The sequence below is a fragment of the Streptococcaceae bacterium ESL0729 genome, assembly GCA_029391995.1.
In the GTDB taxonomy this organism is placed as follows: Bacteria; Bacillota; Bacilli; order Lactobacillales; family Streptococcaceae; genus Floricoccus.
Map to the genome: position 1 here is coordinate 1413624 of CP113924.1, position 16377 is coordinate 1430000.

Annotated in this window: 23 protein-coding genes (1 of these 23 cut by a window edge); 4 read left to right on the forward strand and 19 right to left on the reverse strand. The window is 39.3% G+C overall.

Features of this window, described 5'->3' with window-relative positions; genetic code table 11:
- Positions 1-21 precede the first annotated feature (21 nt).
- Positions 22-405, reverse strand: coding sequence for a YlbF family regulator (locus OZX68_06945; GenBank protein WEV60647.1), 384 nt, complete (start codon positions 403-405; stop codon positions 22-24).
- Positions 395-850, reverse strand: a complete 456-nt coding sequence (argR, locus tag OZX68_06950; GenBank protein WEV60648.1) for an arginine repressor — start codon at positions 848-850, stop codon at positions 395-397. Before argR ends, OZX68_06945 begins: the two co-directional genes overlap by 11 nt.
- 202 nt (positions 851-1052) lie before the next feature.
- Here argR and argS point away from each other — a divergent pair, with 202 nt between their 5' ends.
- Complete coding sequence (gene argS / locus OZX68_06955; GenBank protein WEV60649.1) at positions 1053-2744, forward strand: arginine--tRNA ligase; 1692 nt, start codon at positions 1053-1055, stop codon at positions 2742-2744.
- A gap of 98 nt (positions 2745-2842) precedes the next feature.
- Positions 2843-3025, forward strand: a complete 183-nt coding sequence (locus OZX68_06960; protein ID WEV60650.1) for a hypothetical protein — start codon at positions 2843-2845, stop codon at positions 3023-3025.
- Positions 3026-3120: 95 nt separating this feature from the next.
- On the opposite strand, the gene rpsU is transcribed toward OZX68_06960, so the two are convergent.
- The 14 genes from rpsU to OZX68_07030 form a co-directional block, all read right to left on the reverse strand.
- A complete protein-coding gene (gene rpsU, locus OZX68_06965) occupies positions 3121-3297 on the reverse strand; it encodes a 30S ribosomal protein S21 (GenBank protein ID WEV60651.1) in 177 nt (58 codons plus the stop codon).
- 307 nt (positions 3298-3604) lie between these two features.
- Positions 3605-4318, reverse strand: coding sequence for a YebC/PmpR family DNA-binding transcriptional regulator (locus OZX68_06970; GenBank protein WEV60652.1), 714 nt, complete (start codon positions 4316-4318; stop codon positions 3605-3607).
- 65 nt (positions 4319-4383) lie between these two features.
- Positions 4384-5502 (reverse strand): nucleotidyltransferase, encoded by a 1119-nt coding sequence (locus tag OZX68_06975; protein ID WEV60653.1) that lies wholly within the window; start codon positions 5500-5502, stop codon positions 4384-4386.
- Between the two features lie 5 nt (positions 5503-5507).
- The gene (locus OZX68_06980) at positions 5508-6245 is read right to left on the reverse strand and encodes a class I SAM-dependent methyltransferase (GenBank protein ID WEV60654.1); all 738 of its coding nucleotides are present in this window, start codon (positions 6243-6245) and stop codon (positions 5508-5510) included.
- Position 6246: 1 nt separating this feature from the next.
- Complete coding sequence (rsfS, locus tag OZX68_06985; GenBank protein WEV60655.1) at positions 6247-6606, reverse strand: ribosome silencing factor; 360 nt, start codon at positions 6604-6606, stop codon at positions 6247-6249.
- A 32-nt stretch (positions 6607-6638) separates the two neighbouring features.
- Positions 6639-7229, reverse strand: a complete 591-nt coding sequence (yqeK, locus tag OZX68_06990) for a bis(5'-nucleosyl)-tetraphosphatase (symmetrical) YqeK (protein WEV60656.1) — start codon at positions 7227-7229, stop codon at positions 6639-6641.
- Positions 7222-7824 carry a nicotinate-nicotinamide nucleotide adenylyltransferase gene (locus OZX68_06995; protein ID WEV60657.1) on the reverse strand — a complete coding sequence of 201 codons (603 nt, stop codon included), beginning with the start codon at positions 7822-7824 and terminating at the stop codon, positions 7222-7224. The genes yqeK and OZX68_06995 overlap by 8 nt, the downstream gene beginning before the upstream one ends.
- Positions 7825-7845: 21 nt before the next feature.
- Positions 7846-8154, reverse strand: a complete 309-nt coding sequence (gene yhbY / locus OZX68_07000) for a ribosome assembly RNA-binding protein YhbY (protein ID WEV60658.1) — start codon at positions 8152-8154, stop codon at positions 7846-7848.
- On the reverse strand, positions 8155-9276 hold the full coding sequence (yqeH, locus tag OZX68_07005; GenBank protein ID WEV60659.1) for a ribosome biogenesis GTPase YqeH: 1122 nt from the start codon (positions 9274-9276) through the stop codon (positions 8155-8157). It abuts the gene before it with no gap.
- A gap of 72 nt (positions 9277-9348) precedes the next feature.
- A complete protein-coding gene (locus tag OZX68_07010; protein ID WEV60660.1) occupies positions 9349-9888 on the reverse strand; it encodes an ECF transporter S component in 540 nt (179 codons plus the stop codon).
- Position 9889: 1 nt separating this feature from the next.
- Positions 9890-10708, reverse strand: coding sequence for a bifunctional hydroxymethylpyrimidine kinase/phosphomethylpyrimidine kinase (thiD, locus tag OZX68_07015; GenBank protein ID WEV60661.1), 819 nt, complete (start codon positions 10706-10708; stop codon positions 9890-9892).
- Between the two features lie 96 nt (positions 10709-10804).
- Positions 10805-11332: a YqeG family HAD IIIA-type phosphatase gene (locus OZX68_07020; protein WEV60662.1), complete on the reverse strand. Its 528-nt coding sequence runs from the start codon at positions 11330-11332 to the stop codon at positions 10805-10807.
- Between the two features lie 61 nt (positions 11333-11393).
- Positions 11394-12548: a molecular chaperone DnaJ gene (gene dnaJ, locus OZX68_07025; protein ID WEV60663.1), complete on the reverse strand. Its 1155-nt coding sequence runs from the start codon at positions 12546-12548 to the stop codon at positions 11394-11396.
- A 120-nt stretch (positions 12549-12668) separates the two neighbouring features.
- Positions 12669-13289, reverse strand: a complete 621-nt coding sequence (locus OZX68_07030; GenBank protein ID WEV60664.1) for a 1-acyl-sn-glycerol-3-phosphate acyltransferase — start codon at positions 13287-13289, stop codon at positions 12669-12671.
- A 123-nt stretch (positions 13290-13412) separates the two neighbouring features.
- Between OZX68_07030 and OZX68_07035 the strand changes: the two genes are divergently transcribed.
- Positions 13413-14165, forward strand: a complete 753-nt coding sequence (locus OZX68_07035) for a tRNA1(Val) (adenine(37)-N6)-methyltransferase (GenBank protein ID WEV60665.1) — start codon at positions 13413-13415, stop codon at positions 14163-14165.
- Positions 14152-14436, forward strand: a complete 285-nt coding sequence (locus OZX68_07040) for a GIY-YIG nuclease family protein (protein ID WEV60666.1) — start codon at positions 14152-14154, stop codon at positions 14434-14436. The genes OZX68_07035 and OZX68_07040 overlap by 14 nt, the downstream gene beginning before the upstream one ends.
- Before the next feature lie 18 nt (positions 14437-14454).
- Here OZX68_07040 and OZX68_07045 read toward each other — a convergent pair whose 3' ends face one another.
- The 3 genes from OZX68_07045 to OZX68_07055 form a co-directional block, all read right to left on the reverse strand.
- On the reverse strand, positions 14455-14679 hold the full coding sequence (locus OZX68_07045; GenBank protein WEV60667.1) for a DUF1797 family protein: 225 nt from the start codon (positions 14677-14679) through the stop codon (positions 14455-14457).
- Between the two features lie 127 nt (positions 14680-14806).
- Positions 14807-16138, reverse strand: a complete 1332-nt coding sequence (locus tag OZX68_07050; protein WEV60668.1) for a glycosyltransferase family 4 protein — start codon at positions 16136-16138, stop codon at positions 14807-14809.
- Positions 16135-16377 carry the end of a glycosyltransferase family 4 protein gene (locus OZX68_07055; GenBank protein WEV60669.1) on the reverse strand. Its footprint extends 756 nt past the window's final position, so only the last 243 of its 999 coding nucleotides appear in the window; its start codon lies beyond the right edge, outside the window — the gene reads right to left on this strand; its stop codon occupies positions 16135-16137. Before OZX68_07055 ends, OZX68_07050 begins: the two co-directional genes overlap by 4 nt.

Below are 16377 nucleotides of genomic sequence, written 5' to 3' on the forward strand. Positions count from 1 at the left end.
TCTACCTTCCTAAGGATTCAGCTACACGTCCTTTTTATCCTCAGATTCAGACGGTGACTGCAAACCTTCATTAATCTTTCTTTCAAGCTCTCCTGAAATATAATCCAGAAGGTCACTAACATCTAAAAGTCTAGCCCGATACTGCCTGATGAGTAAATCATGATTCAAATCTTCCTCAATCTCTGTCGCCCTCTTTAGGGTTTCCGCATAAGCCTTATCCTTTTCAATTTTTTTAAAAAGAACTGCCTCCTTTTGCAGGTCCTTCATCTCTTTTTCCATCTGCCAAATAGCTGGATTTTCCTTGACCTTATTTTCTAGCTCCTTAAAGTCACGGACATAATCAAGCTCAGCCAGACTAGCCTTCAATTCCTTAAGACCAGCCTCATAATCCTCTTTACTCTTCATGAGAAATAGCCCTATCCACCTCAGCGTGAAGGTTTTCAGCATCTTCAACACTTGCACAAGTTACCAAGAGGGTATCAGCTCCTGCCAGAGTACCAAGGATTCCCTCGTGCTTTGATTCATCCAAAATATTAGCCAAAATATCAGCTTCTGAAAGTCTGGTGTGAATCACCACCATAAACATGACACTTGATACCCTTAAAACATGATTACGAAAACTTTGATCAAGCCCTTCAAAGGGATTTAGTTCACTATCAAGCAGGGTATAAAAGGACCCAGAAGAGGACCTATTTTTAATAATCCCAAGCTCCCTAATATCACGTGACAAGGTAGCCTGGGTAGTACTTGCCCCGCTATCCGCTAAAAGACGGCTAAGACTATCCTGGGTTTCAATTTTATTTTCCCTTATTAATTTCTTAATAAGCTTATGTCTTTCATTCTTCTTCATGCTTATAATTATACTAAAAATTATTCATTTTATAAATATAGGATGCTCATCAGCCAAAAGTAATTATTTTTCACTCAAAAGCTCTAGCTTTATAAGCTTTAAGATTTCCATAACAAATCCCTTACAAATGGTGAAAAGGTTAAATGAAAAACAACTTTATGTTATAATATTCAGAGCTAAACAAATAAAATAGGAGACCCTAATGGACGATAAAAAATTAGTTGCTGGAAAAATTTTTGCAGCTCTTGATGGAGCCCTTGAGCTTCAAGATATCGAGAACCTACTCGAAAAACCAAAAAACTCTGACATGGGAGATATCGCCTTCCCAGCCTTTACTCTGGCTAAATCAATGCGTAAGGCCCCACAAATGATTGCAGCTGACCTGGCTGAGTCAATCGATAAAGTTGGCCTTGAGCGTGTTGTCGCTACGGGACCCTACCTTAACTTCTTTTTAGACAAGAACGCTGTTTCAACCAAGGTTCTTGACGAAGTTGTAGCACGTGGTGACCACTATGCCGACCAAAATATTGGTGAAGGTGCGAACGTTGCCATCGACATGTCTAGCCCAAATATCGCAAAACCTTTCTCAATTGGACACCTGCGTTCAACTGTAATCGGGGACGCTCTGGCTAACATCTACAAGAAAATCGGCTACAAGCCAATCAAGATCAACCATCTGGGAGACTGGGGTAAACAGTTTGGGATGCTGATCGTTGCCTACAAGAAATACGGGAACGAAGAGGCTGTTAAGGCCCACCCAATCGATGAGCTGTTAAAACTCTACGTCCGCATCAACGAAGAAGCTGACACTGACCCAACAGTAGATGAAGAAGCTCGTGCCTGGTTTAGAAGGCTTGAAGACGGAGACGAGGAAGCACTTAACCTTTGGAAATGGTTCCGTGATGAGTCCCTTCTTGAGTTCAACCGCCTCTATGAAAAAATGGGAGTCGAGTTTGACTCTTATAACGGTGAAGCCTTCTACAATGACAAGATGGATGACATTGTAAACCTACTTGAAGAAAAAGGACTATTACAAGAATCTCAAGGGGCTACAATCGTAGACCTTGAAGAATATGGCCTAAACCCAGCCCTTATCAAGAAGTCTGACGGTGCTACCCTCTACATCACTCGTGACCTTGCGGCCGCTAAATTCCGTAAGGACAATTATGACTTTGCAAAATCAATCTATGTCGTTGGTGGAGAACAAGCTGGCCATTTCAAGCAACTTAAGGCAGTCCTTGACCAAATGGGATTTGACTGGGCTAGTGATGTTGAACACGTGCCATTTGGTCTAGTAACCCGTGATGGTAAAAAACTTTCAACCCGTAAAGGGAACATCATCCGTCTTGAACCTACAATGGACGAGGCCGTTGAGCGTGCCCTTAAACAAATCGAGGCTAAAAATCCTAATCTTGCCAACAAGGAAAAAATTGCCCATCAGGTAGGTGTTGGTGCTGTTAAGTTCTTTGACCTTAAAAACGAACGTACAAATGGATATGACTTCAGCCTAGAAGACATGCTAAGCTTCGAAGGTGAAACTGGACCTTATGTTCAGTACACTCACGCCCGCATCAAGTCAATCCTTCGAAAAGCTAACTATGTAGCTGACCCAGCAGTTGTCGCAAACTTTGATGACGCTGAGTCTTGGGAAATCATCAAGCTGATTCAAGAGTTCCCAGCAATCATCCGCCGTGCTGCTGACCGTAATGAACCATCAGTAATTGCCAAATATGCAATCAACCTAGCCCAAGCCTTCAACAAATACTACGCCCACGTCCGTATCCTTGAGGAAAATGACGGACGCAAGGCCCGTCTAGCTCTTGCTGATGCAACTGCTACGGTAATCAAAGAAGCCCTCCGCCTACTAGGTGTTGAAGCTCCAGAAGAAATGTAATGAAAAAAGTGCTAGTGCACTTTTTTTGTTTTTTTCTTCTAAATATTTTTCCTGCCTTCCTTTAATGCTACAATGAAGCCATACATAAAGGAGACAAAATGAATAAAAAAGTATTTTTTCTAGTTCTTATTTTTTGGTTATTCCAAGACCTCTTGGAGTACTTGCTTCCAAGTACCTCTCCCTGGCTTAGTGGATTATCTTTTTGGCTTCCCATCTTCTATGTGACCTACCATCTGCTTCGTTATATCTACCTGTGGCTAAAGACTCCTGCTACCAAATAAAAAAGGTTAATTGAAAATCCCTCTTGTTATTGAAATTTTATAAAAGAAAAAATACCTGGCCGCGGCCAGGTATTTTCCTCTAGTTAGTCATCTAATTAGAATTTTTTACGTTTACGAGCTGCTTCTGATTTACGTTTACGTTTTACAGAAGGTTTTTCGTAGTGCTCACGTTTGCGAGCTTCTTGAAGAGTTCCAGCTTTTGTTACAGAACGTTTGAAACGACGAAGAGCATCATCAAGAGATTCATTTTTACGAACTACAGTTTTTGACATATTTTTCACCCCATTCCCGTTTCATTGTTATGCAAAGAAGCATACCAATCAATTCTATCATAAATAGATATTCTGTCAAGTCCTAAAGAAATTTATTTTATTGTTAAAATTTATTCACCCTAATAAATCTGCTTTCTTTACATCCTTTATACACATCCGTAAATAGACTTGTAATCTTTCTTTACATGATTAAAGAAAATAAGGGCTAAAATCCTATAATGACTGAATCCATATCGTGACAACTACCTGTAAATGATTTACTTAAATCTTTACAAAAGAAAAACCAGATTGCTCTGGTTTAGTCTTTTTATTCAGCTACATTGTGGTAGACTTTTTGAACGTCATCGTCGTCTTCAAGAACTTCAATAAGTTTTTCGAAGATTTCAAGATCATCTCCAGAAAGTTCAACCTCAGTTTGAGGGATCATCTCAAGCTCACTTACTGAGAATTCAGAAACTCCGTTAGCTTTTAAGGCTTCCATAGCACGGTGGAAGTCTTCTGGCTCAGTGTAGACGATGATTTGGTCATCTTGAGCTTCAACGTCACGAACGTCGATGTCTTGGTCAAGCAGGTACTCAAAGATGGCATCTGTGTCGTCACCCTTGAATCCAAGAACTCCTGTGTTGTCAAACATATATGAAACAGCACCACTTGCCCCCATGTTTCCGCCATTTTTACCAAAGGCAGTACGGATGTTTGCGGCAGTACGGTTTACATTGTTTGTAAGAGTGTCAACGATGATCATTGAACCGTTTGGCCCAAATCCTTCATAACGTCCTTCAGTGAAGGTTTCGTCAGCTCCACCCTTAGCCTTATCGATGGCACGGTCGATGATGTGTTTTGGCACCTGAGCCTGTTTAGCACGTTCAAGAACCAGGCGAAGCGCAGCATTTGCTTCTGGATCTGGATCACCTTGTTTGGCAGCCACGTAGATTTCTACACCAAATTTAGCGTAGACCTTACTAGTTGCTCCGTCTTTTGCTGTTTTCTTAGCGACAATATTTGCCCATTTACGTCCCATTGTGGACCTCCTCTGTTAATTTCCTACATATTTTACCATAAATTTACTAACTATTAAATTATATCTTAAGCTTTGATATAAGGGATACGGCCATAATTTTGCTCACAAATTCCAGGGTCTCCAAGCCTATAAATATCATCTGCTCTTTGGCTCAAAGGGTCCCACGGATCTTTCCCGACTCGAGAAATAAATTTAACCTGATCCTTTAATTCCTTAACATGACTTCGGCCTCTAGCACTCATGGCTAAAATTCTAACTCCCTGAGTTTTTTCCAAGGAATCAAAGTCTGTCTTTTTAATATCAAGTAAAACATAGGTTAAAAGCCTTCTTACTCGGGCCTTGGTATAGCGTTTGGTATGAACCTTATTGACTAAATCATCAAAATCACTAGCCTTCCGGCTAGCAGCCTTAATCCTAACCTCAAGCTCTTCATTCATTTGAAAAATTGAACTAAGATTAGTTGAAATAATCTTATATTTTAAAAGTTGATAAAAGTTCTTCCAACTAACCGCTGGTTTGTGCTGAAGAAGGTCATAACTTTCAGTAGGAAGAAATGATGCCACATCTTCATTCTTTTCAAGTCCCTGCCTAATGGCAGTAGCACTGGCAAAGTCACCTGCAAGCTCTTGTGAGTGAAAGGCTTGACCCTGTCTTTTTATCCCGTTCATCCTTATGGATGGTTTATATTTAGCTATTCCCTTTAAATAAGCAAGAGCCAAAACGTGATTAGGGGAGTCCCCACTAAAACTTATTCCTGTAAATTCAGACCACATGGCCTGAGTTTTTTCAGGATAAGACATACTTTTTGGTAACCCAGCTAAATAAGCATCCATCTGAGGTTTTTGATTGCGATAAATCTCGAGAACCTGGTCATAGTCGATATTAGATTCTGTCCCGAAGACAAGATTATCAATCCCCACCCTAGCTAGCAGTTCAAGAGAGCCGTTAGCAAAAAAGTCAGCCCCCTGAACACTTGAAAGAACTGGAAGTTCTAGAACCAGATCAGCACCGCAAAGAACTGCCATCTGAGCCCTAGTCCACTTATCAATAACAGCCGGTTCCCCTCTTTGGAGCCAGTTACCACTCATAACAACAATCTTTGTACCTTTTGCCTGGTCTAAAAGGTACTTATGACCATTGTGAAAGGGATTAAACTCAGCTACAATACCTGTAATAGTTGCCATAAATTCTATTTTTTACACACGAAAAACCAGCGTGCACTATCTTCTTTGGGCTTCTCATCTTCAAAGTCTGCATAAACCTCAACTGATGAAAAACCTGCATTTTCTAGCATAATTTGATAGTTGTAGATAGTATAGGTTCTCTCGTCATGAATTTCATCCCGACGGATAAATTTTCCATCTTCTTCATCTTTTACAAAGAAGGTTAATTCATGGGTGATTGAATGCTCATGAAGTCCTGGATAGCTATCCCAGACAAAGGCAAAGTCTTCATCATTTTCATGGTAGCTGTAGCCAGGGAAAACCTGATCAATTTGATGGGTCGAATGAACATCAAAAATAAGGGTTCCTTCATCATTTAGGCTTGAATAAACTTCATCAAAAACCTTTTGAACTTCTTCTTGATTAGGCATGTAGCAAATTGAATCCGAATAGCAGGTAACTAAATCATAGGTATCAATTTGTCCCAAGTCCCGCATATCTCCTTCAATCCAAGCAACATCAAGATCTGCATCAACTGCTCTGTTATAGGCAATGGTAAGCATTTCTTCAGAAAAATCAAGGCCATAGACCTTGTATCCTTCTTCTGCAAATTTGAGGGAAAGTTTTCCAGTACCACAGGCTAATTCAAGAATTTTTTTAGTATTTTTTGAAGCATGTCTGATTGAAAAATCATACCAAGCATCATAAAGACTATCATCCATGATGCTATCGTAAACACGCGCAAAATCCTCGTAAATTGCCATCTTAATCTAATCCAATCATTCCTGAAATATCAACTAAAGGTGCATCTGACCAAAGTTTTTCAAGATTGTAGAAGCTTCTTTCATCATGTGAGAAGACACTTACTACAACGTCAAGGAAGTCAATTAAAACCCAACCACTATTTGGATTTCCTTCAATGTGGTGGGCACGCAGGCCAGCCTCTTCAACCTTATCGACAATATTGTCAACAATGGCTCCGATTTGGCGGGTATTCATAGCTTCCATCACGACAAAAGCATCACTCACACCACTAATTCCCTTCATATCCATTACTACGATATCAAGGGCTTTTTTATCATCAGCTGCCTTGACAACTGTTTCAATAAGTTTATTTGTATTCAATTTATTCTCCAATATTTTTTATAGCTACATGCCTACTTTAAATAGGAAATATAAGCATTGTAGGTTTCAATCGTTTGCGGGTAAACGCGAACTTTTTTACTTAAAAGATGCTCCACTGTCCTTTGAGTTTCAAAAGCTACAGCCGCATCCAAATCTTTTTTAGCTAGTTTTCGTGCCTTATCAACACCAGGAAAGTCCCTATGGGGCTCAATATAGTCAGCAACATAAACAATTTTTGCAAGAGTGGTCATGGAAGCTGATCCAACAGTATGAATCCTTATGGCTTCAAGAATATCAGCATCCTCTAGTCCCAAGTCCTCTTTAATCTTATAAATTCCAACCATACCGTGCCATACGTTATTGCCCCAATTCAGAAGGTCTGGATCTAATTCATATCTAGCAATAAGCTTCTTAAATTCCCCTTCAGAAAGCTCCTTGGCATAATCATGAAGAAGGCCAGCAAGGGCTGCCTTATCCTCATCGACTCCATAAATTTTAGCGAGTTTTCTGGCTGTCTCTTCGACTGACAAAACATGCTTAAATCTATGGTTACTCATTTGAGCCTTGATTTTTTCAAGAAGCTCCTTTCTTGTTAAACCAAGTTCAGAATAGTATTTAGTCATAAAGCCCCTCCCTTAAAATATATTCAAGAACAGAATTTGGTAGGAGGTAATTAGGCTTCATACCCTCTTTAACATATCCCCTGATTGCACTTGATGAAATATCCATTGTCGGAAGGTCAACCCAAATTAGAGGATAGCTTGTACCCACCCTGTATCTTGGTCTTTGAACCCCAACAAATTGAACCATTTTTACAAGCTCATCAATCTTATAAAATTGACTCAAACTAGCAACTCTGTCCCCACCTAAAATGTAGTAAAAATCAACATCAGGATTTTCCTCAATTAACATCTTTACCAGGTGATAACTGGTAAGACCTGGATTTTGATGGGCGTGAAGATCAATCCCTATGTTATTTTGTTCAAAGTCTAAAAGAGCAAGTTCAAGCATTTTAATTACATGATTTGATGAACTATAAAGGGGAAGGAGCAAGACCTTCTCCAAATTTAGAGACTGGCAAACCTGATCGGCAATAAGCAGGTGCCCATTATGAACAGGATTAAAAAATCCCTCAAAAATTCCAATTTGCCTACGATTCTTTTTATCTTCCTGATAGGGTTTAACCTTTGTAAAAGGTGTCAATAATTCAAAGGGCATCTTCCTAGCCTACTTTCCTTCTTAAAGGCCTTTAACCTTTTGAGAAATTTTACGGTTTTCCTTACGATCTGAAACCTTATAAAGAACAACCATGCGACCAATTATTTGAACCACATCAAAGCCCATCTCTTCCATGGCGTAAGCTACAGTATCAACTGTCTCATCAGTATTTTGTAATAGAGTTACCTTGATAAGTTCACGAGCATCAAGGACATTTCTAATGCTTGTTTTGACCTCATCATTTAGGCCGTTTTTCCCAACTTGAACAATTGGGTTTAGGTGGTGGGCTTCAGATCTTAAATATCTTTTTTGTTTTCCAGTTAATGTCATTTAAATAATACTCTTTCTTGTTAATATATCGACTCCTTCAGGAACCCAGCAGGCTACGACTCCAGCTTGAGCCATACGAATCCATCCTAGTCCTGAAAAGACGATATCAGTTTTTTCCTTGATTGAAAATTCAACCCGGCGAAGTTTTGGAAATTCCGCGACCTCATCCTTTTGCGGCGGAGTTAAAAGACCTCCAACATGCTTTTCATAGAAGTCACTTGCTCCCTCAAGTTTAGTCCTGTGTAGTTTTAGGTCACGGGCAAAATAGGCCGTGAAACCTTGTTTTTCACCTTGAATATAATCAAAGCGGGCAAGACCTCCTAAGAAAAGAGTTTGTTCAGGATTTAGCTGATAAGTAGCTGGCTTAATTTCCTTACTTGGGCTAATTAATTTTAAGTCTTTTTTTCCTAGGTAATGAGCCATTTGATGGTGGTGAATGATCCCCGGTGTGTCGACCAGGTTACTTTCCTCATCAAGTGGAATCTCAATTTTATCAAGGGTTGTTCCAGGAAAGCGGCTGGTTGTAATTACGTCTTCTTCACCGGTTGCAATCTTAATAATTGAATTAATTAGGCTTGATTTACCAACATTTGTCACCCCAACCACGTAAACATCGCGGCCCTTGCGGTATTCATCGATTTTTTCCATCAAGTTTCTTACATCATCTTGATTAAAGGCACTAGTTAGAACCACATCAATAGGACGAAGGCCTTCTTCATGGGCCCGCTCTTTCAGCCACTGGGTAAGTTTTCTAGTTCCTACGGCGTGCGGTAGGACATCTTTTTTATTCCCCACCAAAAGGACATCATTCTTTTGAACAAAACGATGAAGTGAGGGGATAACAGACCCATTAAAGTCAAAGATATCAACTACATTTACGATTAAGGCATCAGTATTTCCCAGCTCATTAAGCAGGCGTAAAAAGTCCTTATCAGTCATTTCAACATCTGCTACCTCATTATAGTGACGCAGGCGGAAACAGCGTTGGCAGTAAAGCTCCCCTGTTTCAAGACCCTTCTCAATTGCAGATTTCGGCGTATAGCCAGATTGTTTATCGTTATCTACCTGTAAGCTTGCTCCGCAGCCAATACAGTGTAAGTCTTTCAAATCTAAATTATTCATATCTCCATTATACCAAAAAGCCCCAAGCTTAACCACTTGAAAAGGCTTGGGACAGACTTAATTCATCTAATTTTAATCCTGTAATTTTAATGCTCGCATAGCACTTCTTAAAGGGAAGTAAAGTAAACATACAGCAACAATTGTAATACTTATATTAATCAGGGTAGCGGGTAATTTTGCAAGGGCCAGACTAAAAGAAGCATGGAATTCCTGACCCAAATATAATTGAATCACTAAATTTTTCAAAAAAGTCATTCCCAGTTTAGCAAGGCCTGTTACAAGTCCAATAACAAATAATTGACCAACATTTTTTGGATTTTTCTTAAAATACAAGAAGGCTAGATAAGCTGCTCCTCCTACAATAAAAGACTCCCCTATAAAATAGGGTGCTTCGCTGGCATAACCATTTAAAATATCAAAAATAGCAAAACCCAGTCCTCCTGCCAAAGACCCTTTAAAGTAGCCCAAAAGTAAGACAGCTAGAAGTAGGGTAGCATTTCCCAAGTGAACAAAGGCACCAGTTGGCAGGGGAATTTTTATACTAGTAGCAATAACGACCAAACTTGCAAATAAGGCCACCAAAACAGTAGCTTGAATCTTTTTATTTCTCATATTAATCCCCCATCCTCTTTTCTGCCTGATTATAGGCACCATGCCAAACATGACCCAGGTATTTGTTAATCTCAACTCCCTCTTTAATGGCTGCTGCCACAAAATTTTTGGCCAGTAAAATGGCATCAAGCATCTTCATATCCTTTGCCATACCCGCTGTAATGGCTGCTGCCAAGGTACAACCAGCCCCGTGATTGAAGTCAGTTTGATACAAGTCACCTTCAAACTCGTAAAAGTCACAGCCATCATAGTAAATGTCAAGAGCCTTATCAATCCCCAGTCTATGCCCTCCTTTGACTAATGCTTGGCTAGGACCCATATCGACAATTCTTTTTGCGGCTTCTTTCATGTCACAGGCATTCCTAAGGTCGCCTAGTCCCGATAAGATTCCAGCTTCAACAAGGTTAGGAGTCGTTATCAAAGCCCTGGGCAGTAAATATTTCTTAAGGCCTTCAAGGCTTTCTGGCTGAAGGATTTGAGCTGTCCCCTTACAGGCAATAACTGGATCAACTAATAATTTTTCACAAGCATATTGGTCAATAAACTCGCTTGCAACCCTTGTATTTTCATAACTTGCCATCATACCTGTTTTAACAGCACTAATCTCATTTCCTGCAAGGGCTGATTTTAGCTGGTCTGCAAGTAAATCACAACCCAAATCTGTCACCTTGTGCTTCCAGGCATCATCATAATCCATGGTCACAATCGACGTAATACTTGAAATTCCAAATAAACCGTATTCCTCAAAGGTTTTAAGGTCGGCTTGGATGCCCGCACCCCCTGTTGAATCAGACCCTGCAATGGTCAAAACTTTTCTCATAAAACTCCCCATTTTCACTTTTCAATCAATAATTTTCAGTAATTACAGTCAATTATATGAAAATATATCTAGCCAGTCGAGTATTTACCAAAAAACTTATATCTTACTCTTCCATTCAAGTGGCCCATCTTGAGCAATAATTTTCTTAAGAACCCTACGCTCACGCGCCCGGTTAAACTTAGTCTGCCAAGAATCACTTTCAACAAGCTGCTTAACAAGAATACTGCGAAGTCCTGCCCTATGGGCTGCCCTAATATCCGTCATCAGCTGATCCCCTACCATGACCGCGTTTTCTGGCTTTTCATTAAGGATTTTTAAGGCCTTTTTAATGCCTCTTGTAAAAGGTTTCATAGAGCGGCTTACAAAGGGAACATCAAAATTTCTCACAGCATGCCCTACCCTCTTATGGGTATTGTTAGAAACAACGATTACTTTAATACCCTCATCCTTCATCTCCTTAAGCCAAGCGTGAAGCTCTGCACTTCCTTCTGGGTTATCCCAAGCAATCAAGGTGTTATCTAGGTCAACTAAAAGGCTTTTTATCTGATGTTTTTTTAAACTTTTGGCGTCCAGTTGGTAAACTGCTTCCAATAAAAAATCTGGTTTGTAATTTTCAATATTCATGTAGCTATTATACCCATATTCTTTCCATATTAAAAGGGACCTAGGTCCCTTCCTTAAGCTATTATTCAAAGCCCTTCTTTAATTTATCAAAGAAGCCTTCCTTGTGGGGATGAACATCTTCACCACCTGCCTTAGCAAATGCTTCAAGAGCCTTACGTTGCTCATCATTTATCTTCTTAGGAGTTACAATATTTACGATAACTGTTTGATTACCATTACCACTACCATTAAGCTTTTGAGCTCCCTTACCTTTAAGACGGAACTTAGTTCCAGTTTGAGTTCCAGCAGGAATCTTAAGTTTTGCCTGACCATGAACAGTAGGTACCTCAAGCTCTGCTCCAAGAGTAGCCTGAACAAAGCTAATCGGTAGATTATAGAAGATTTCACTACCTTCTCTTCTGAATTTTGAGCTTTCTTGCACATTAAAGATTACATACAGATCCCCGTAAGGTCCTCCGTTAACCCCAGCATCACCTTGTCCTGAAAGTCTTATATGTTGGCCAGTTTCAACCCCTGCAGGTACCTTGACCTTAACCTTATGAACCACCTTGTCACGACCACTACCGTGACAGGTTGGACATGGATCTTTAATTTCTTTACCCCTACCATGACAGACATCACAGGTAGCTGTTGTCATAATACGACCATATGGTGTACTAATAGCAACTTGGATTTGACCACTACCATGACACTTAGGACAGACAATAGGCTCTGTTCCAGGTTTTGATCCACTTCCATGGCAGGTATGACAAATTTCTTCCCTGTTGTACTTGATTTCTTTTTCGACACCAAAAACAGCCTCTTCAAAAGTCAGGTTAATCCTGTACTGCAAGTCATCACCCTGACGTGGTGCATTAGGATTGGCCTGTGCTCCACCACCTCCACCAAAGAAGCTAGAAAAGATGTCTTCAAAACCGCCAAAACCACCGCCTGAAAAGCTTGAGAAACCATCGAAGCCGTCAAAACCGCCTGCTCCGCCACCAAAGCCACCTTGGGCTCCAGCAAAACCATACTGATCATAGGCTGCTCGTTTTTGAGAATCGCTTAAGGTTTCATAAGCTTCTTGAATTTCCTTGTACTTATCCTCGGCACCAGCGTCCTTGTTAATATCTGGATGATATTTTTTTGAAAGCTTCCTATATGCTTTTTTTAACTCATCATCACTAGCTGTCTTTGAAACACCTAGGACCTCATAATAATCCCTTTTTTCTGCCATCTTCATACCTCGTTTATATTATCATCATATTTTAATTTTAACTGTGTCTTCATTTTACCATTTTTGACCTTTAAAATCAAAAAAATTAGCACTTAAATATATTGAGTGCTAATTGCTTTATTATTTGGGAATATACTTATAATTTGGATCAAGCTCAGCATCCAAGTCCTTAAAGGCCTTGTTTATTCTTCTAGTTATCTCCTCAACCCCAGCTTCATTAGCCCTTGGAATATCAGAGACATCAATGGGTTCACCAAAATTTAATTTAACCTTCTCACGCTTAAGAAGGGACTTAAAGCTTATTGGCCCCTGATAAACAGCCGGAACAATCCTAACCTTGGCCATTTTGGCAATAACAAGAACCCCGCCTTTTATGTCGTCAGAGTGACGGCTTCCTGTTGGGAACATAACAAGCGACTTATCGCTTTCTTTTAGAGCCTTGACTGGAATCTTGATGGCACTTGGTCCAGGATTTGCTCGGTCCACTGGAAAAGCACCACATTTTTTAATCCACCAAGCAAAAAGCTTATTTTTAAATAATTCCTTCTTGGCCATAAAAACAAACTGCTTGGGTCTAGTTGCATAAGCCAAATAAACAGGATCCCATAAACTCCTGTGGGGAGCCACCAGAATATAATTTTCCGACTTATCAGGAACCCTATCAACATTATAAAAATTAGCCTTACCATTAACCACGTAAAGTATAAATGTCACCAAATTTCTTAAAAATGCGTAAAACATATAACCACCATGCCTTTATTTAGTCAATCAATTGTATAATAAATTCTTAACAATGGCAATAAGAATAAGTCTCCAATGATCCTTTCTAGTGCCCGCCTCCCAATAATCTGCTATAATATTTGCATGACTATAGAAATTTTAAAAGATGGGGAGCGAATTGATCAACTCCACTCATCTGATGTAAAAATTATTCAAAATAAGGACGTTTTTAGCTACTCAATTGACTCAGTCCTCCTCAGCAGATTTGCAAGAATTCCTCAAAAAAATGCAAAGATTGTTGACATGTGTGCTGGTAATGGAGCCGTCGGGCTTTTTGTCAGTAGTAAAACCAAGGTACCAATCTATGAAATAGAACTTCAGGAAAGACTTGCCGATATGGCCCAAAGATCTGTGGCCCTTAATGGACTTAAAGAGCAGGTTACAGTCATCAATGATGACCTGAAACATTCCCTTAATTACCTAAAAGCGTCAAGTATCGACCTGCTTTTATGTAACCCGCCTTATTTTAAGGTTGACCCTGACTCCAATATTAATAATAATGAGCACTATACAATAGCCCGCCATGAAATTACCACCAATTTGGACGAAATTTTAGACATTTCACAAAAACTCCTCAAAAGTAATGGCCATCTAGCTATGGTCCACAGACCTGACCGATTTTTTGAAATTTGCCAAAAGATGATTGAGCGAAATATTATCCCCAAAAAAATTCAATTTGTTTATCCAAAGAAGAATGCCAATGCAAATATCCTCTTGATTGATGCCATTAAAGATGGCCGAAAAGGTGGGGAGCAGATTTTACCACCACTTATTATCCATGAGGATGACGGCTCATATACCAAGGAAGTTTTTCAAATTTACTATGGACAAGAATAAGGCCTATTTCTATGTCCTCCTTTGTCAGGATCGTAGTTTTTACGGGGGATACACGACCGATTTAGCTAAGCGAGTCGACACTCATAATAAAGGCTGTGGAGCCAAGTATACCAAAACAAGACTTCCGGTAAAGTTAATCTACTGGGAAGCCTTTGCTAGTAAAAATGAAGCCCTCAAACGTGAGTACTGGTTTAAAAAGAAATTAAATCGCAGGCAAAAGGAGAAATTCCTTCTTGAAAAAGGAGCCAACAAAAAAGACCTTATCAGATAAAGCTGATAGGTCTTTTTATTAGTAAAGTAATTCGAAAAGTTCAATCGCAACAAGGTCAATGCTATCAAATGTCGCAAGTTCTTTTGTTTCAGAATATTTTAAAGTAAATGTTTCAGTTTCTCTTTCAAAGGTAACTTCTGCAACTACTAATCCTTCACGTTCAAAGTTACGTGATTCTTTTTCGTTCTCACCTTCAACCATTGCTGTAAGGCGGCTAATGATTGCTACTAAATGTGATTTCATATTTTCTTCCTTTATTTAAATTAATTATCTCTTGTAATTCTACCATAATAATTAAACAATATCAGCAATCTGGCTAAAAAATACGCAAATTATAGAGGCCAAACCCATGATTTACAGGGGATAAAAACTAATCTTCATTAAAATCAGTCCATTCTTCACTATTATTTTCCGGATGTTTTTTCAAAAAACCACCAGCCTTTTTAGCAAATTTAGCTACCTGTTTGGGCGTTCTAGCAACTCCCTTAATAATAGTTATTGGACTTTTTAAAACCATCTCAGACAGGGATTCATCCTTAACTTTACCATTAAACTTATAAGAAATACTTGTATCCAAGTAAAATTCATAGACCTTCTCGCCAAAGTTTTCAGCAGAAATCTCATAAAGCTTATCTGCCAGTAATTCAGAATCCATTTGTGGAGTATTTTTAATTGTATCAATTGTTACTTGAGCCAAATTCTGTCCTTCGTCAAAAAGACGACCAAACATTTTATTTGAAACAAGACCCCTCAAGTAAGCATTATCACTGGCAATAATTGGGGTAGCTGATGCCAAGCTTTCAATATAAGTTAATCCCTGAGTCTCACTTGTTGAAGCACTAATTGTAAAGTCAGCCGCATGATAGTAATAAGCTGTCTCATCAGATGCTACCATCCCCATAAAGGAAACATAATCTCCAATATTCAATTTCTCGACTAATTTCTCAAGATCTTCCCTATAAGGTCCATCTCCTACAATAATTAATTTTACAGGTACCTCACGAATAATATCAGGCATAGCTTCAACTACCTTTTGAATATTCTTCTCATAAGATATCCTTGAAATACTCAAAAGCATGGTCTCATCTTCGGAAATTCCTAGTTTTTTTCTAAATTCCTTAACCTTTTCCTCTGTTATATCAGGGCGATTAAACTTATCAAGCTCAATTCCTGTTGGAATTATTCTACGGGGAATCTTTATCCCGTAACCATCTACTGTTTCAGCAACCATGGCACTCGGACAAATAAGTCCATCCATTTTGTAGAGAAAAACTTTCATCATATATTTAACCATTCCTGGATGAATTAAATGACCCTTAGCTATGTAATGAACATAGTCCTCATATTTTGTATGCAGGGTGTGAATGACTGGAATATCAAGTTGTGAAGCCACAAATTTACCCAGGTAACCTACCCCAAACTCGGTCTGAACATGAATAATATCAAGTTGATGCTTTTTGGCGATACTGCTAGCATGGAAGAGTCCACGCATGACAATCCGCCTATCAGTAAAGGAGATGAAAGGCACACTTGGTAGCCTAATAATGGTCTCATCATTACTGTCATTTGAATGTGGATCTGTCGTTGTAAAAATGTAGACCTCATGTCCCATGGTCTCCAAGGTTTCCTTAAGTGTCTTTATGCTGCTTGCAACTCCACTAACCTGAGGAAAGTAAGTATCCGTAAAAATTCCAATTCTCATAATTCATCCACCTGCCTATAGGCATCAGCTAGCTGGCGAGCCACCCTATCAAGAGACCTACTCTCAGCAACCTTATAACCTTCCTCTTTCTTATCAATCTGCCCCTCAACGATGGCCCTTAGTTCCTTAGTAAAATCCTCAACCGAATGACCCTTAGTCACCTGACTATCATCCAACCAATCTTCAAAAACAGGAATATCCCTGACTAGAACATTTTGATGGCTGGCTAACCCTTCTAA